This window comes from Lawsonella clevelandensis (assembly GCF_003241315.1).
Lineage (GTDB): Bacteria > Actinomycetota > Actinomycetes > Mycobacteriales > Mycobacteriaceae > Lawsonella > Lawsonella clevelandensis_A.
The window spans coordinates 230446-247292 of sequence record NZ_QFOZ01000001.1 but is presented as its reverse complement, the minus strand read 5'-3'; the positions used below and the strand labels follow the sequence as shown (position 1 = coordinate 247292).

Here is a 16847-nt window from a genome sequence, read left to right as displayed (position 1 = left end):
TTTCTGTGTCACAGGGGAATTCAGCAATACAGCAGACTGCATCCGGTTTTCCCCCTCGAGTGGGTGTGACGGTCGGCCGGCGCATCTGGGAAACATGTCCGAGAAACCGAGTCCGACGCCCTCTGTACAGTCATTCCGTGTTAACGGAGACTGGTCTTCTATTCTGCCAGAAATAACGACAGGAAAGAAATTAAAACTTGGGGAACTTTAATTTGCTTAAATCCATTCCTTCTAGCCCCGGAGGCATTTGTCCTAGTCCCCCAGCTAAACGAGAAAGATCTGGCATGCCTGGCATACCCTGCGGTATACGCTGCTGCGAACGGTTCTTCCCCTTTTTACTATTTTTCCCCTTCTTACCCTTGCCCTTCCGACGATTCCCACCAGACGCCATCCGATTCGTGAGTTTATTCATCACCTTACGGGCAGTGAGGAAACGCTCCACTAATTGGTTGACTTCGGTTACTGTCACGCCGGAACCTGCAGCGATGCGACGCCGGCGAGAAGCATTAAGAATTGTGGGATCTTCCCGTTCCGCTGGTGTCATACCACGAATAATGGCCTGAATATGGTCAAGCTGCTTCTCATCTACTTGTGCAGCAGCCTTCTGCATTTCTTTTCCGCCCGGCATCATACCGAGAATATTGGACAGTGGCCCCATGCGACGCACCATCAACAATTGGTCGAGAAAATCCTCCAGCGTCAACTGACCGCTCATCATACGAGTGGCAGTTTTCTTCGCTTCTTTTTCGTCAAAAACCTGCTCTGCTTGTTCAATAAGAGTAAGCAGATCTCCCATACCAAGAATACGGCTGGCCATACGCTCCGGATGAAAAACATCAAAATCTTCTAGTTTTTCACCCGTGGAAGCAAACATAATGGGCACGCCAGTCATTTCACGGACAGATAACGCAGCACCACCACGCGCGTCACCATCGAGTTTGGTGAGTACCACGCCAGTGAACCCCACGCCATCCCGGAATGCTTCAGCTGTAGAGACAGCATCCTGGCCAATCATGGCGTCGAGAACAAAGAAGATCTCGTCTGGATTAACAGCATCTCGGATAGCCCGTGCCTGCCCCATGAGTTCTTCGTCAATACCAAGACGACCAGCAGTGTCGATAATGACGACATCGTGGACTTTACGCCGAGCCTCTTCAATACTCTGACGCGCTACTTCTGCCGGATCCCCAGAGGTTTGGCCAAGAGGGCTTTCTCCTGCACCAACACTGGTGCCCGGATTAGGAGCGAATACCGGTACACCGGTACGCTCCCCTACAATCTGTAGCTGACTTACCGCTCCAGGACGCTGCAAATCGCACGCTACCAACATGGGTGTATGGCCATTATTCGCGAGGTAACGAGCAAGTTTACCGGCGAGGGTCGTTTTACCAGCGCCCTGCAAACCCGCCAGCATAATAACCGTGGGGGGATTCTTGGAGAAATTCAGCTTACGAGCTTCTCCACCCAGAATCTCAATAAGTTCCTCATTGACGATCTTGACGAACTGCTGTGCCGGATTAAGCGCAGCATGTACCTCAGCACCCTTTGCACGAGTTTTAACTCTCTTAATAAAACTACGCACAACAGGAAGTGCAACGTCAGCATCCAGTAACGCGAGACGAATTTCGCGCGCAGTGCTGTCAATGTCGGCATCGGTAAGTTTACCTTTGCCTTTAAGACCTTTGAGGGCATTTCCTAAGCGGTCGGAAAGAGACTCAAACACGTGTGTTTACTCCTGAAACGGGGGCAGGAAACGGGGGCAGGGCGCAAGAACGCCCGTCACTTCTCCCTCATGTTACCCGTCTACCCGCGCAGAAGCGTTGTCGGCTCCGACAAGCGCAGGTAGAACAACTCCATTGCCATAAATGACGAAATATCTATGCTAAAAGTGCATCAACAAAAGCAGCCGGTTCGAAGGGTGCAAGATCATCCGCCCCTTCACCTAATCCCACAAGCTTCACTGGCACACCCAGTTCTTCTTGAACTTGGAAAACAATGCCACCCTTGGCCGTACCATCTAGTTTGGTGAGCACAACCCCGGTAATGTCGACGACATTCTTAAACTCTTTTGCCTGCAGAATACCGTTCTGACCAACTGTGGCATCAAGAACAAGAAGTACTTCATCAACACTAGCCTTCTTTGATACCACCCGTTTCACCTTGCCGAGTTCATCCATAAGACCGGTCTTAGTGTGAAGACGGCCAGCAGTGTCAATAAGGACTGCATCAACATTCTGCTGTACTCCAGCGTCTACAGCATCAAAGGCAATAGCAGCAGGGTCAGATCCCTCAGCGCCACGAATAGTAGTGGCTCCTACACGATCTCCCCATGTTTGGAGCTGATCAGCGGCAGCAGCACGGAATGTATCTGCAGCACCTAGTAGTACTCGTCTACCATCCCCCACCAGTACACGTGCGAGTTTGCCAGTAGTTGTCGTTTTACCAGTACCATTCACACCCACCATAAGGAGAATTGCCGGGTGATCATCATGTGGAAGAGCTTTGAGAGAGCGATCCATCTCCGGGTGGCATTCCTCTATAAGAATGTCACGGAGCAGAGCGCGCGCACCTGCTTCATCGCGGATGTTTGAACTAGCGAGTTCATCCCGCAAGCGGTCCACTACACGCATAGTGATAGTCGTCCCCAGATCCGCCATGATGAGAGTATCTTCAACTTCTTCCCAGGCGTCTTCGTCTAGGTCCCCAGCACCGAGAATACCAAGAAGTCCCTTGGAGAAAACGTTATTAGAACGAGCGAGACGACCACGTAAATGAGAAAGACGACCTTGTGCAGAAGGAACTTTTTCTTTTTCTACTGTATGTTCTGTCTCATCTACTGATTCTTCAACAGTAGCCGTATCAGTTGGTTCTGCACCATTATCTACAGGGATAGAAACATCGGTGCTTGCAGGGGTAGCAATAGGGACAGCAACAGGAACAGTGCCAGTACTGGGTTCACTGTGAGTCTCTTCGCTAGTTTCGGCGGCAGTTTCAGCAGCACTTTCGGTACCGATGCCAACACTAGTGTCGGGAGTAATTTCAGCTGAGGTATCGACAGAATTATTGGGTTCTGCAATAGCAGATTCTTCCCGTACCGATTCTTTCTTAGAAAGTGTCGTATCTACAGATTGTTGAGATACTTTCGGCGCAGACTGTTGAAGAGGCACCGTATCTTTAAGTTTTCCTTCTCCTTCCGAGAAAGAAAATTGCCCACCCGCATTGTATGAGCCACTTCGTTCTTTGCCTTCAAGCTGCTCTTTCTCAGAAAACGAGATAGCATCTTGCTTCTTTTTCTTGGCTCCTACGGCAAGAGTAATTGCAACAGCAACAATAACAACGCCAATGACAATACCGATGATTGTCGCGATAAGAGTATTAGTATCCACGCTAATAGTGTGGCAGGTTCTGACGATCCTTGCAGAACGAGACTCCACAAAATGAGAAAAGAAGACGTGGATTTGGTGTTAGCCCTATAGCCATCACAATAATAAAGACAACACTAGTAAAAAATAATGCTATGCCTTATCCAGAAGGATTCCAATGAGCGCTATAACTGCTGATGACATGCGAGCCACTATTAACGAATGGGCTGATAAACGCGGTTTCCGACCTGAAATTCCCTACGCAGAATCAACATCACTGAAGTACCAACGGCGCTTTTCTTGTGTTCCCGGCCTTTACGTTTTTATTTTCACAAACGGGGATATTTTTGTAGGCACGGCTGATGACCTTGGAGAAACACTAACGCGACAACCAGAGCAATGGGTTTCTGAGATTAGCGGAGTACGCCTCATGGCTCGCTCAAAGAAGGGGCTCGATCTAGCTCAGGAAGCCATGGCATTGCAGCGAGAAGTACAGTCCCAAGGTTTCACTATTCATCCGCGCCCCTAAACAACACGTCAACGCTCGTAAAAACCTGCTGGTAAACCGCGCGGACGTGTATAGTTTTCCACAACTAGATCAACACGTCCCGGGGTACTCCCCGAACGGAGCAACTCCACTAAGTGTTCACAGCTGGAGCGAGTTCCTTCCGCAACAACATGGACTCTCCCATCGCTCTTATTAGTGGCGCTTCCCACCAGACCAAGTTCTAGGGCTCGACACCGAGTCCACCAGCGGAAACCAACGCCTTGTACATAGCCATGTACCCATGCATCAAGCCGAACTGTATCGTCATTCATCATGCTGCTCTGCTGAATCTATGCGCTGTACTGGATGCATACGCTGCGAGATAACGCGAGTAACACCGTCACCCTTCATCGTCACACCGTAGAGCACATCAGCAAGATCCATTGTCTGTTTTTGGTGAGTAATAATCAGAAGCTGTGAATGTTCCTGCAGCTCTTTAAATAATCCCAGGAGCCGATGCAGGTTAGTTTCATCTAACGCAGCCTCGACCTCATCGAGAATATAGAACGGACTCGGACGTGCTTTAAAGATAGCGACGAGCATCGCTATAGCAGTTAATGATTTCTCTCCACCGGAAAGCAACGAAAGCCGTTTAACTTTCTTTCCCGGAGGTCGAGCTTCTACCTCAACACCCGTATTCAACATGTCGTCTGGGTCAGTAAGGTAAAGCCGCCCCTCACCTCCCGGGAAGAGTGTGGCGAAAACAGTGACGAATTCACGTGCTACATCGTGGAAGGCTTCCGCAAAGACCGTTTGGATGCGTTCATCAACATCGTCGACGACACCAAGAAGATCCTGGCGCGCTTTTTTAATGTCCTCTAGCTGGGTGGAGAGGAAACTATAGCGTTCTTGCAGGGCCGCGAATTCCTCTAATGCTAGTGGGTTTACCTTCCCTAAGCGTGCTAATTCTCGTTCTGCTATGCGCAGACGTGTTTGCTGCTGTTCCCGATCGTATGGCAATGACTGTGGTTTGCTGACGTTTTCGCCACGCTCTTTCGCTTCCTCATATTCCTGCATTTCCAAAGCAGACGGCGGAAGTGGCACATCGGGACCATACTCTGCGAGGAGGTCATCCGCTCCCATCCCCAGATCATCCAAGATCTGTTCTTCCATAAGACGCAACCGCTCTGCCGCTTGAGCACGCAATAGTTCATCTTTATGGGTAGCATCCCGTAATTGCTCACATTCAACTTGAGCATCACGACACTGCTGACGGGTGGTAGTAAGGTGCTCAGTGAGCTTCGTTTGTTGAGCCGCCAGATGCTGGCGATGCTCCTCCACTATTGCGAGATGCTGACGGAGTGAAGCTTGGAGATCTTCCCCTGCTTCCTGAACAGCAGCAATAATGGCAAGTGCTTGTTGTCGAGTGGCAGCTCGACGCGCAGCGCGTTTCCGCAAATCACGCTCCCGCATTGCTTGACGGTGCAGAGAATCAGCACGTCCATGTATGTGGGTTGAACGTTCTTCCGCGGTACGAACAGCAAGACGAGCCTCCATCTCAGCAGCCCGCGTGTGGGCTACTGCAGCGGCAGCCTCAGTAGTGGCAGTATCGTCGAATAACGTGGGTTCTTCTTGCTCCTCACTAGCAAGACGCTGCCGCTCCTCGAGATCTGTGAGCTCTGCCATCAATGTACGCTGTTGTTCTTCCGCTTGATTGCGTTGCTCAGTAAGACGATCCTTGTGCAGAGTAGCTGCACGCCCACTAGCCGTAAGGCGAGCGAGTTCCTTGGTAAGCGTCGTAATTGCCGAGTCGGATTCAACTAGAGCTGCTTGTGCCTGTGCGGCAGCTTCAGTACGAGTGCGGTAATCATCTTCTGCACCGCGTAGAGCAGCTTGTGCTTTTTCGACGTTGTTGAGGGCAGCTTTTTCGTTTTTACGGGCTTCCTCAATAGCTACTTGAAGCTCTACATCGCTATGTGCAGTGCGAGGACCACCCGACGTCCATCCCCATCCGCAAGAATCTCCATTGCGGGTAAAAACGCGGAGTCTGCGGTCGCCAGCAATAACTTTGTCTGCAGTTTCCAAATCTTCTACAAGAACAACATCTACAAGTAATGTTGTCACCGCACTTTGTAGTGAATCAGGAACAGTAACAACATCAAGTGCCCACTGTGCACCTGTTGGTAAATCGCTATCCAGGCGGAACGTGTCCACATCATGGCTTTCAATAAGGAACATGGAGCGGCCAATGGAGCCTTCTCGCAGAGATGTAATAGCGTCATGGGCATGACGCGTGGTGGAGATAGTGTGGGCGGAGCTAGCTTCCCCCAAAGCTACAGCAATAGCCCCCTCCCATCCCGGGACAATCGTGATTTTTTCAGCAAGTTTTCCAGAGATACCAAATTGTTCCGCATGATCGTGAAGCCATGTGGCAGCATCCCCAGCCGCTAGGTTAAGAGAAAGAGCCTCTATACGTGCATGAAGCGCCGCTGCTGTCTTTTCGGCAGCACGTTCTTCATTACGTAGTTCTGTGCAGCGTTCTTCGGCACTATCACGTTCGGCAATTGCTTGGTCGTAGCGATCATTGAGATGTTGCTCTGCGTTTTCTAACTCGCGCAGCCGCGTCTCTGCTTCTGCTGTTTCCTGCTGCGTAGAAAGACATTGTTGACGAGCATCGGCAAGTTCCTCACTGTAGCGAGATGCTTGTGTTTCCGCCGTTGAAATGGCATTTTTTGTGGACTGAATAGCTCCAGCAAGACGGGCAATACCTTCCCGCCTATCAGCAACAGCACGCATAGCTGCCAGCCGTTTTTTCTCAACAGCTTGTGCATATTCTTCGGCTTCCGCCCGCGCATGCGCAGCATCCTGCAGCGTGCGCTTAGCGACGGTAAGTGCTTCGGTAAAAGAAGCTTCCTCCTGCGCAGCTTCTTTTGCTTGTTGTTCTAATTGGTCTGGGTCTGCCCCAAAATGAGGTTCAGGTTCTGCACGGAGATGCCGGGCACGGTCTTCTGCAATACGAAGTGTTGCTGCCACCCGTTCCGAGAGGGCTGAAAGGTCAAACCAGTTCTGTTGAGCTTTATCCAGTGCTGGGGAAAGCTCCGCCAGTTCAGTCTCGGCAGCAGTAACAGCAGCAGTTAGCTGCTGCAACCGTACTTCTGCTTCCTTATACTGTGTAGCTTTCTCCTGCTGAAGCTGTGTGTATTGTGTTGCTTCATGGCGGTGCTGGACAAGATCATCGGCAGCAAGTCGAAGTTTGGCGTCACGGGCGTCGGCTTGAATAGTTTGGGCTCGTCGGGCGGCTTCTGCTTGCCTGCCGAGGGGTTTGAGTTGGCGGCGGAGTTCTTTGGTGAGGTCATTAACTCGGTCGAGGTTGCCCTGCATAGCGGACAGTTTTCGGAGTGCTTTTTCTTTGCGTCGGCGGTGTTTGAGAACACCTGCAGCTTCTTCGATGAAAGCGCGGCGTTCTTCGGGACGGGACTCGAGGATTTCAGCAAGTTTTCCCTGCCCGACGATGACATGCATTTCGCGGCCGATGCCGGAGTCGGAGAGTAGTTCTTGTACGTCCATGAGGCGGACGCGATCCCCATTGATTTCGTATTCGCTAGCGCCGTCCCGGAACATGCGCCGAGTGATAGATACTTCAGTGTATTCAATGGGAAGAGCACCATCGCTATTGTCGATGGTGAGGGTGACTTCTGCACGTCCAAGTGCTGTTCTAGTGGGTGTACCGGCGAAGATGACGTCTTCCATTTTTCCGCCACGGAGAGCTTTTGCACCCTGCTCCCCCATGACCCAGGTGAGAGCATCTAACACATTGGATTTGCCGGATCCGTTGGGGCCGACGATAGCGCAAATGCCGGGTTCAAATCGGAGAGTCGTTGACGAGGCAAAGGACTTGAAGCCTTTGAGGGTCAGACTCTTGAGGTACATGTGGTGAATTCTACCTGGTTCGTGCGGGTGGTTTCTGACAATGTGGGCAGAATGTGTGGGAACGTCCACCTATAACAACAGAGGTGAGCGGTGTACCACAGCGGTCGCAGGGTGTACCAGCTTTGCCGTAGGCGTGGAGTGACCGCGCAAAATATCCGGGTTCTCCTGCAGTATTGACGTAGAGACTATCAAACGATGTGCCGCCCACAGCGAGAGCTTTCCGCATAACGCTCTGTGCCTCGGTAAGGATACGCGTGAGTTGCGTATAGGACAGTCCGGAGGCAAAACGAGCGCCATGGATCTGTGCTGCCCACAATGCTTCATCTGCGTAGATATTGCCAATGCCGGAAACAATTTCTTGGTTCAGTAGGGCGGTTTTGATGGGGACGCGGTGCTTCCGTAATTCTCGTGCTGCTGCTTCCGCATTAAAGCAGTCTTCAAGGAGATCTGGGGCAATGTGGCGTGCCAGACTCGGTACCCATCTGTCGGCATGAACGTCATGTACTAGCTCATCCAGTGTGAGATATCCAAAGGTACGTTGGTCGACGAAGCTGATACTACGTCCTGCACCAATAGAGGCGTACATGCGGCAGTGTGGACGCGGCAGTGTTTCCTGCTCATCCATAATGAGTTGGCCGCTCATTCCTAAATGTATGAGAAGCGCCTGTGGTGTATCCGATAGCGTTTGTAGAACACACCATAGATACTTACCCCTCCGATCAATTGTGGTGACGGTGGCACCCTCAAGAGCTGCTGCTAAGGCGATACTTCCTCCGGGATAGCGTCTTCCCGTACGGGGATGCGTAATCTCAACATTATGAAGAGTAGCGCCGGTGAGGTGGTTGGCGAGACCGCGACGTACTACTTCAACTTCAGGTAATTCTGGCACTAGTATTCCGTCACTAGTATTCTGACTGTCTTGTCGTTAGTGTTCCGCCGGTGAGGTCAGCGTTACTGCCGAAGTAGAAGAACCACCATTATCGAGTGCGTAACGCGGCATTGTTGGATTCTCATCGAGATCAACATCATGGGCGGGCATACCAGCTAGCGTAGCTTCTACTTGCTTCGAGATAGGAACTCCTGGATGGTGTTCCTGAATAGCCTCCCACGTATTTTTCGCAGCGGCTTGCTCAGCTTTCTTCTTGTTTGTGCCGGCTCCAGTTCCAAAAGCACGCCCAGCAATAATGCCTGTTGCAAAGAATTCTTTAGCATGGTCCGGGCCGGTAGACGTGATGTAGTAAGTGGGAGCAGAATTGTAGTGGCTAGCAGCATATTCTTGCAGACTAGTCTTCCAATCGAGGCTTATTCCTGCCGTACCAGCATTATCGATAAGCGGCTGCATAAGCCCCAGCACAACACGCCGGCTTACCTCAATGCCATGGGTGATGTGGGTCGCTCCGAATAGGGCTTCTGTCGCATCGGCAAGAATTGATTCTTTGCTGCGGCCTCCCGTCATCTCTTCTCCCCTGCCCAGCAGAAGATATTCGCCTAGACCCTTTGTCCCCAATGTGTTCGCTATGCGCGCCAGGGAAAAACCGGACACGATATTGGCACGCATTTTTGCTAGTTCGCCTTCGGAACGCTCAGGGTATTGACGGAAGAGCTGTTCAGTGACACAAATGCTTAACACAGAGTCGCCGAGAAACTCTAGTCTTTCGTTATTGGGGATACCGGGATGTTCATACGCATAGGAGCGGTGACACAATGCGTGGATAAGAAGTTCCCGTGGCAGATCAACATGCAGACAATCCAGCAGTGGTTGATAATCGACGGAGTCCCATCCTGCTGGAAGGTCCCACTCAGAGGGGATACGCATAAACTATCCCTCTTTCTTTTCTTCGCTACCTGCAGATTCTTTACTGTCTGCAGAGGCGTCATCTGTGTCATCAGCGGTGGGTTCTGTGGCAGCATCATTTAAAAACGCAAGATTTTGGAATTTCTCCAGGGCTGCCCATCGTGGATCAATCAGATCATTATCCTCCCCTGAAACACCATCAATCTCGGGCATTTCGGCATCTTCGGGGCACGGGTGTCCCTCCACAGAAGAACACGAGGGGGCAAACGGCAAAGCGAGACACACTGCATCGATGATAGCCTGCTCTAGATCCAATTGCGTGGGGTCGTCTAAGACATATACTTCGTCATCATCCTGGATAGTATTAGCTGTCTCTGAATCTGGGTAGACGAACAGTTCAGTTAACGAGGCCTCCACTGTCCCATGAATTTCGCTAAGACAATTGACACACTGCCCTGTGGTAGGACCAGCAATAACCCCCGTCACCAAAATACCTTCGGTAACAGCTTCTAATTCTAAATCCGCGGAGACTGGGCTACCTGCAGGAATAGCAATAAGGTCTAACCCGATGGGCTCATCTATGAGGAAAACACGATCAATATGGTGATGATTCCCGGCGGCACGTCCCAGCGGACGCACGTCCAGGACGAATTTTGATTCGTTCTCGGAGGTATTCGTAGTCACAGACTTAGTTTAACGTGTCACAGCTTAAGGAGACACCAGCTACAACACCCTGCAGTCAGATAGTCCAATAGATAATTACTGGTACCCGTCATTATAGGGGGCGTAGTCGCCCTGCTGAGAGTCGTCGTTGTAGTCAGCATTGTAGCCAGCGTTGTAGGACCCGTTATAGTCCTCATCAACGTTCTCGTCGTACACTGCGCCTGTAGGCTGATAGTTCTGATAATCATCGCTACGCTCTGCTACACCAGCAGTGGAACGCAACTGTTTGCGACCGTTGAGAACTTCGCGTGACGTAGTGTTAAGAATGGATTCAAACTCGGCTAGTTTCGTATCGACATAAACATCGCAGTCTCCACGCATCCGGTCTGCCTCAACATGAGCAGCATCGACAATGCGGGTAGCTTCTTCCCGCGATTTTTTGACGACTTCTGACTCACTTACTAAACGGGCCTGCTCGGCACGACCTGCTGCCACGCTAGCTTCATAATCATCATTGGCTTTGGCGAGGAGTCTCTCTGCCTCAGTTTGTGCACGGTCCGTGACAGTTTGATACTCATGTTGTGCTTCATGCAGTATCCGATTGGACTCGTTTTCCGCATCGGACATCAATACTGCGGAATTGTTGGTAGCCTCGGCAAGCATACGGTCAGCTTTGTCCTTGGCCTCCGCAATCATGCGATCTGCATCTGCTCGCGCCTCCGCCAACTGCTGGTCTACCTGCGCATTAGTCTCGTTCTTGGTGGTTTCTGCATAATCATTGGCATCGTTAACAAGAGTGTCCCGTTTATCAAGAACATCCTGGGCATCATCTAGCTCGCCGGGGAGAGCGTCACGAATTTCGTCAAGTAGTAAAAGGGCATCGGAGCGGGGCACCATACATTGAGAAGACATTGGTAGGCCACGAGCTTCTTCAATCATGGCGACAAGTTCGTCAAGTGCTTCAAAAACGTGGAACATGAGTGGTCCTACCCTTCTTTTTTAATGGTCATCTCTAGTGTGCCGAATCTTCAGCGATTTTGTGGGAAAGTGCCTCGGTGTGTCGCCTGACCTGCATAACTTACAGTCGTTTAAGAAGCTTTTTCAGAACTATCGGAGGAACAAGTCCACTAGCATCCCCACCAAAACGAACAACTTCTTTCACCACACTAGAGGAAATAAAACTGAGCTCTGGGGATGTCGGTAAAAAGATAGTGTCAATCCCAGAGAGTTGTTTATTGACGTGGGCCATAGGCAACTCATACTCATAGTCCTGGTTAGACCGAATACCCTTCACCACCGCACATGCTTCTACATTCGTGCAGTAATCAACTAGTAGTCCCGCAAAAGAATCGCTTGTAACGTTAGGGATATCGGAAAACTCTTCCTGCAGGATTTCAAGACGCTCCGCAACTGTGAAAAGCCCCTGTTTGTTTGGGTTATGGGCGACGCACACAATAACGTTGTCAAAAAGCTGCGCAGCGCGCCGCACAATATCGACATGCCCATACGTAAGAGGGTCAAAAGACCCTGGGCAAACTACAGTGCTCATGCAGCTAGACTACCCGTATTATCGACAATTGCGATGTCGATACGAGTTTCTCCATACTTTTTTGATCGATATTCGCGGTAGTACTCTGGCCATTGCGTGGGCGCATCGCGGGAGGAACGCTCAAGGACAATAACGGACCCGTCAGCAACCCAGCCATTGTCTATTAAAGACTCCAGAATGCCCGGCCAGTCCTCTTCTACTTGTGTATAAGGCGGATCTGCAAAAACTAGATCATAGGGAGTAAACGCATCTGTCTCAGCATTGCCGTGGGCAGCTAGAAATGCCTGTACAGACCTTCGCACAATTGTTACTCCCGGCACGTCTACCACAGCCTTATTGCGTTCTGCGGATGCTACAGCTGCCCCGTTTTTTTCTACAAGAGTGACGGCTTTGGCTCCCCGGGAGGCGGCCTCCAACCCCACTGCCCCTGATCCCGCGTAGAGATCAAGCACAGTTGTGGTATCCCACTCCAGAAGAGTATCTAGACTGTTAAAAAGTGCTTCCCGTACACGGTCGGTTGTGGGACGGGTACTGCTTGGCGGGGAGAAAAGTCTGCGGCCACGTGCGCTACCAGAAACGATACGCATTACTGTATCTCTGCAAGAGGGTCTCCGCCGTCTACATTGACGAAGTCATCATTCAGTAGATAGTGAGCGGTTCCGGCTGCTGGGGCAACAACTGCAGCATCTAGTTTGATGGCTTCAACGTAGCCGACCACATCCCCCTGTGACACCGGGCTATCTTGCGGCATAGTGCGGCGCCATATACCGGCTAGCGGCGCCACTATGCGCAGCGGCTCTGGTGTGTTCTGGTTGTTCGTCATATTCTCAGTGTATCTATCCATGTGGGTAGTAAACGCCGCTCTGGGACGCAACTTTCGCAACGACGTTTGCCCATCCAGGATACTGGGTGGACCACTCAGATGAAGAGTTCTTCAGTAGTTCTTCCATATCGTCTCGCGCGTCAGCCACAACATCCTCGTCGTGTGCAATATCAAGTACACGAAGCGGCATTGTCAATCCAGCTTGTGTTGTTCCCAGGAGATTTCCTTCTCGTCGCTGTGCAAGATCGACCCGGGCTAGATAGAAACCGTCTGTGGAGGCTTCCACTGCAGTTAGTCTCTTCTCTGCCGATGATGCAGGGTCGCAATCAGTTAGTAGTAGGCACAGGCCCGGCGCGTTTCCACGGCCGACACGACCGCGGAGTTGGTGGAGTTGGCTAACGCCGAATCGGTCTGCGTCTACAACGACCATCATTGTGGCGTTGGGAACGTCGATTCCTACTTCAATGACTGTTGTGCACACCAGTACATCACATTCGTGGGAGCTGAAGGAGTCCATGACGGCGGTTTTTTCGTCTGTGCTGAGCCGTCCATGGAGGAGACCGACGCGTAGGCCTGCGAGGGGCCCGGCGGTGAGGTCATTGTATGTGCGGGTGACGGTGGCAAGGTCGCTATTATCGCTGTCGTCAATGGCTGGGCAGACGACGTAGGCTTGGTGTCCTTGGTGGACTTCTTCGCATATTCTTTGCCAGATGCGCGGTACCCAGGTGGGGTGCATATTGGTGTTAATGACGGTGGTGGTGATGGGTGCACGTCCGCGTGGGAGATCTTTCAGGGTGGAGATGGTGAGGTCTCCGAAGCTGGTGAGGGCGATGGTGCGCGGGATGGGGGTGGCGGTCATGACCAGCGTGTGGGGTGTGCTATCGGCGGGGCCTTTGTGAGAGAGGATTTCTCGTTGCCGGACTCCGAAACGGTGTTGTTCATCGATGATGACGAGGCCGAGGCGGAAGAATTCTACGCCTTCTTGGAGAAGTGCTTGAGTACCGATAATGATGCCGGCTTGGCCTGTCATTATGTCGAGGAGGGCTTGTCGTTTGGCAGCTGTGGATAGCGATCCGGTGAGGAGGGTCACTGCGGTTTGTGGGGTCGGTGCTGTGCTTTGTTGAGCAGAGTCAGCAGAGTTGGCAGAATCTGTGAATGTGAGTTGGTCTGCCGTACCGAGTTCCCCGAGAAGTTCTCGGATACTGCACGCGTGTTGGTAAGCAAGGACTTCTGTGGGGGCCATGAGGACTGCCTGGTAGCCGTTATCGACGGCTTGCAGCATACTGAGAAGGGCCACAATGGTTTTGCCGGAGCCTACTTCACCTTGAAGGAGACGGTTCATGGGGTGGGGTTGACTAATGTCTGTAGAGATTTCGGCAAGTACTTTTTCTTGCCCAGCGGTGAGGCGGTAGGGCAATCGCTGCTGCAAGGCGGTAACAAGGCCCTCGCTGTGTGGTGGGCAGGCTGGCGCCTGATGGGCGTGACGTTCCTGCTGTTGCTGTAAAAGCGCCATTTGTAGACTGGCTGCTTCATCGTAGCGGAGGCGTTCTTGTGCCGCGATAATGTCGGCGGAGGTGGTAGGCGTGTGAATTGTTCGTAGTGCGGTATCGAGGGGAATCAGGTGGTGACGGTCGAGAAGCTCCTGTGGTAGCACTTCGGGGAAGGGTGCTACTTGGGGAAGAATTTTTTCAATGAGCACCATGAGAAGCCACGATGACACTCCACTGGCGGCTGCGTAGACGGGAATAATCGGCCGGTTGAGCAGCTCGATAATAGTGGGGTCCACTCCCGTAAGCCCATCTTTATGAAGATCTTCAGAGGTGAGTTCTGCGGAGGTGGCAGTGGGTGTATTTACCGCTGTGCTGCCGACAATCTTGGTTGCGTGGAGGAGTTTGGCGAATTGTCCGCCGGCGATGGCGGGAGCATTTTTGCGGAGTACTAAAAAATTCGGGTGGCTCATATCGAAGAACCTCCCGCGTCGTTGGATAGTCCCGTCGAGGAGAACTTCTGTTCCTTCGGTAAGGACACGTGCAATGCCGTGTGGATGGAAAAACGCCACGTTGATGGGTGTGTCTCCGGATATAACAGTAACGCGCAGAATGTATCCTTTACGTTGCCGCATGCGAGACAGGTCGGCGCGTATGACGCGCCCTCGCACCATCACACTGTCTCCATCAGTGGTTGTGGAAGGGTCAAAAACCATGCGGCCCTGGATATAACGGCGGGGGAAATGATAGATAAGATCCTCCACTGTGTGAATACCCAGCCCCTCCCCCAGACTGTGTGCCACTTTTGTGGGGAGAATACTTGCTAGGTAATCATCGACATGCATGAGGATTATTCTCCTGCAACCGGAAGTCGCCAATTGACGGGTGTGGCTCCTTGCGCAATGAGTTTTTCATTGGCTTTGCTGAAAGGTCGAGAACCGAAGAAACCGCGAGAGGCGGATAGTGGAGAGGGGTGTGCTGAAGCGATAATTGGGGTGGATCCTAGCTGTGGGGTAAGAGTTTGGGCGTCACGGCCCCACAAGATTGCTACAAGTGGGGCATCTCGAGCGACGAGTGCATTAATGGCGCATTCGGTGACGTTTTCCCATCCTTTACCACGGTGAGATGCGGGCGCGCCGGGTCGGACGGTGAGCACTCTGTTGAGGAGAAGAACTCCTTCTTTGATCCATGGGGTGAGATCCCCATTCGCTGGGGTGGGGTACCCCAAATCTGTGGAGTATTCCTGGAAAATATTACTGAGGCTACGTGGTAGCGGGTGTACGGCCGGGTCCACGCAGAAACTTAACCCCACTGCGTGTCCCGGGGTGGGATAGGGATCCTGTCCCACGATAAGAACTTTTACTTGGTCAAAAGGTTGTGTGAAGGCTCGTAGAACATTTTTTCCGGCGGGAAGATATCCGCGGCCGGCAGCTATTTCACTACGGAGGAAATCTCCCATTCGGGCAACATCGTCTGCGACGGGGGCAAGAACCTCCGCCCAACCGGGGTCAATAAGTTCCGCAAGTGGACGTGCTGCCACAGTATGCTCCTCAGTATTCACAAAATAGGCGTTATCGTGGGCAACGGCATAGTACACCTAATAGAGGCGAGGGAACGTGAGGGAAAGCTTGTGAGCTAAGCGAAAGATTCCCATCCTTCTATAGTCGATATACCGTTACCGTCCATGCTAATAAGATGTGCGCTATCTGCCGCCATCGCAGTGCTAGTAGTGCCAATCTTATGAAAGCCACCGGGTAATGCACTGTTGTGAGGGAAAAATGCGAGAAGGCCATGGTCCTCTCCCCCCGAGAGGACCCATGTGCGGAGAAGCTGTTCTTCTTCCATAGCGTGAGAAGAATATGCTGCGCATACAGTAGCGAGTTCTCGAAGAGATTCCCCTGCTATCTCTGTTATTTTTTCATAGGACAAATCGGCTGTGAACATAGTACTGCCGGCACCGGTTGTATCGTTCGATCGCTGTATGACGCGCTGCAGATCTACTAGCAGACCATCTGAAACATCCGTCATGGCTGTTGCGCCGTCGGCGGCAGCCCGTGCCCCATAGCCATAGGGAGGATGAGGACAGCGATACAGTTCGCATGCACGCTGAACAAGCGGATGTCGTAGGAATCCGCCTCGCTGCCCAAACGTACCTGAAAGAATATCGAGACCTGCAGCAGACCAGCCGAGAATACCGGCAAAAGCTATATCCTCTTCTACTCCGGCAGTATTTTGTAGCACTGGCATATGGACAGGAGGGACAATCTCTCCCAGTGCTGTCACACTAATAACAATGTGCTGCGCGGCAGAAAAATCTCCACCCACAATGTCAGCACCAGAGCGGTGTGCTTCCGCAACTGTGCCACGACCAATCTCCGTGATAAACGTGGCGGGAGTATCGCGTGGTGCGGCGAGTGCAACTACATACCCAGTGGGATGGGCACCCATGGCTTCAATATCTGCAGCGTTTTGGGCAATTGCTCGGCGCCCTATGGAATAGGGGTCGGACCAGTCGCGACGAAAGTGTTCTCCCTCGATGAGGATGTCTGTGCTGACAACTGCTCTGCTGTTGCGGGCTGACACAATAGCGGCATCGTCACCGGGCCCAAGAATAGTGGAAGAATGCTGAGGCTGGCACGTAACACTATCAATGAGAGCAAATTCTCCAATATCAGCAACAGTGGAGCCAGTGTCGGGGAGGTCCGTGTTGGTAGTGGCAGCGACAATAGGGTCAGCACTTACCATAGTGAC

15 protein-coding genes are annotated in these 16847 nt (G+C 51.9%); 1 reads left to right on the top strand and 14 read right to left on the bottom strand.

Annotated elements, in window-relative coordinates; translation table 11 throughout:
• Positions 1 to 190: 190 nt before the first annotated feature.
• Positions 191 to 1723, bottom strand: a complete 1533-nt coding sequence (ffh, locus tag DI579_RS01100) for a signal recognition particle protein (protein WP_290595424.1) — start codon at positions 1721 to 1723, stop codon at positions 191 to 193.
• 154 nt (positions 1724 to 1877) lie between these two features.
• A complete protein-coding gene (gene ftsY, locus DI579_RS01095; protein ID WP_303678566.1) occupies positions 1878 to 3386 on the bottom strand; it encodes a signal recognition particle-docking protein FtsY in 1509 nt (502 codons plus the stop codon).
• Positions 3387 to 3540: 154 nt separating this feature from the next.
• On the opposite strand from ftsY, the gene DI579_RS01090 reads away from it, so the two are divergent.
• A complete protein-coding gene (locus tag DI579_RS01090) occupies positions 3541 to 3891 on the top strand; it encodes a hypothetical protein (RefSeq protein WP_303678565.1) in 351 nt (116 codons plus the stop codon).
• An 8-nt stretch (positions 3892 to 3899) separates the two neighbouring features.
• On the opposite strand, the gene DI579_RS01085 is transcribed toward DI579_RS01090, so the two are convergent.
• From DI579_RS01085 to DI579_RS01030, 12 genes are all read right to left on the bottom strand, one after another.
• Positions 3900 to 4181 (bottom strand): acylphosphatase, encoded by a 282-nt coding sequence (locus tag DI579_RS01085; RefSeq protein WP_290595660.1) that lies wholly within the window; start codon positions 4179 to 4181, stop codon positions 3900 to 3902.
• On the bottom strand, positions 4174 to 7779 hold the full coding sequence (gene smc, locus DI579_RS01080; RefSeq protein WP_303678564.1) for a chromosome segregation protein SMC: 3606 nt from the start codon (positions 7777 to 7779) through the stop codon (positions 4174 to 4176). Before smc ends, DI579_RS01085 begins: the two co-directional genes overlap by 8 nt.
• 10 nt (positions 7780 to 7789) lie before the next feature.
• Positions 7790 to 8668, bottom strand: a complete 879-nt coding sequence (gene mutM / locus DI579_RS01075) for a bifunctional DNA-formamidopyrimidine glycosylase/DNA-(apurinic or apyrimidinic site) lyase (RefSeq protein WP_303678563.1) — start codon at positions 8666 to 8668, stop codon at positions 7790 to 7792.
• Between the two features lie 36 nt (positions 8669 to 8704).
• Positions 8705 to 9595 (bottom strand): ribonuclease III, encoded by an 891-nt coding sequence (gene rnc / locus DI579_RS01070; RefSeq protein WP_306558832.1) that lies wholly within the window; start codon positions 9593 to 9595, stop codon positions 8705 to 8707.
• Between the two features lie 3 nt (positions 9596 to 9598).
• Positions 9599 to 10258 (bottom strand): DUF177 domain-containing protein, encoded by a 660-nt coding sequence (locus DI579_RS01065; RefSeq protein WP_290595429.1) that lies wholly within the window; start codon positions 10256 to 10258, stop codon positions 9599 to 9601.
• Positions 10259 to 10333: 75 nt separating this feature from the next.
• A complete protein-coding gene (locus tag DI579_RS01060) occupies positions 10334 to 11215 on the bottom strand; it encodes a DivIVA domain-containing protein (RefSeq protein ID WP_290595430.1) in 882 nt (293 codons plus the stop codon).
• Positions 11216 to 11315: 100 nt separating this feature from the next.
• Positions 11316 to 11786: a pantetheine-phosphate adenylyltransferase gene (coaD, locus tag DI579_RS01055; protein WP_303678561.1), complete on the bottom strand. Its 471-nt coding sequence runs from the start codon at positions 11784 to 11786 to the stop codon at positions 11316 to 11318.
• On the bottom strand, positions 11783 to 12373 hold the full coding sequence (rsmD, locus tag DI579_RS01050; RefSeq protein WP_290595432.1) for a 16S rRNA (guanine(966)-N(2))-methyltransferase RsmD: 591 nt from the start codon (positions 12371 to 12373) through the stop codon (positions 11783 to 11785). Before rsmD ends, coaD begins: the two co-directional genes overlap by 4 nt.
• Positions 12373 to 12609 carry a biotin/lipoyl-containing protein gene (locus tag DI579_RS01045; protein WP_290595433.1) on the bottom strand — a complete coding sequence of 79 codons (237 nt, stop codon included), beginning with the start codon at positions 12607 to 12609 and terminating at the stop codon, positions 12373 to 12375. The genes rsmD and DI579_RS01045 overlap by 1 nt, the downstream gene beginning before the upstream one ends.
• A gap of 13 nt (positions 12610 to 12622) precedes the next feature.
• Positions 12623 to 14941 (bottom strand): ATP-dependent DNA helicase RecG, encoded by a 2319-nt coding sequence (gene recG / locus DI579_RS01040; protein ID WP_303678560.1) that lies wholly within the window; start codon positions 14939 to 14941, stop codon positions 12623 to 12625.
• A 5-nt stretch (positions 14942 to 14946) separates the two neighbouring features.
• Positions 14947 to 15636 (bottom strand): uracil-DNA glycosylase, encoded by a 690-nt coding sequence (locus DI579_RS01035; RefSeq protein ID WP_303678559.1) that lies wholly within the window; start codon positions 15634 to 15636, stop codon positions 14947 to 14949.
• Positions 15637 to 15731: 95 nt separating this feature from the next.
• Positions 15732 to 16841, bottom strand: a complete 1110-nt coding sequence (locus DI579_RS01030; protein ID WP_290595436.1) for an AIR synthase related protein — start codon at positions 16839 to 16841, stop codon at positions 15732 to 15734.
• Between the last annotated feature and the right edge of the window lie 6 nt (positions 16842 to 16847).

What these genes read in the sequence shown, in the direction of transcription:
- DI579_RS01090 (WP_303678565.1), top strand. Translation starts at nt 3,541, where the DNA reads ATGAGCGCTATAACTGCTGATGACATGCGAGCCACTATTAACGAATGG.
- DI579_RS01085 (WP_290595660.1), bottom strand. Translation starts at nt 4,181, where the DNA reads ATGAATGACGATACAGTTCGGCTTGATGCATGGGTACATGGCTATGTA.
- smc (WP_303678564.1), bottom strand. Translation starts at nt 7,779, where the DNA reads ATGTACCTCAAGAGTCTGACCCTCAAAGGCTTCAAGTCCTTTGCCTCG.
- rnc (WP_306558832.1), bottom strand. Translation starts at nt 9,595, where the DNA reads ATGCGTATCCCCTCTGAGTGGGACCTTCCAGCAGGATGGGACTCCGTC.
- DI579_RS01060 (WP_290595430.1), bottom strand. Translation starts at nt 11,215, where the DNA reads ATGTTCCACGTTTTTGAAGCACTTGACGAACTTGTCGCCATGATTGAA.
- coaD (WP_303678561.1), bottom strand. Translation starts at nt 11,786, where the DNA reads ATGAGCACTGTAGTTTGCCCAGGGTCTTTTGACCCTCTTACGTATGGG.
- rsmD (WP_290595432.1), bottom strand. Translation starts at nt 12,373, where the DNA reads ATGCGTATCGTTTCTGGTAGCGCACGTGGCCGCAGACTTTTCTCCCCG.
- DI579_RS01045 (WP_290595433.1), bottom strand. Translation starts at nt 12,609, where the DNA reads ATGACGAACAACCAGAACACACCAGAGCCGCTGCGCATAGTGGCGCCG.
- recG (WP_303678560.1), bottom strand. Translation starts at nt 14,941, where the DNA reads ATGCATGTCGATGATTACCTAGCAAGTATTCTCCCCACAAAAGTGGCA.
- DI579_RS01030 (WP_290595436.1), bottom strand. Translation starts at nt 16,841, where the DNA reads ATGGTAAGTGCTGACCCTATTGTCGCTGCCACTACCAACACGGACCTC.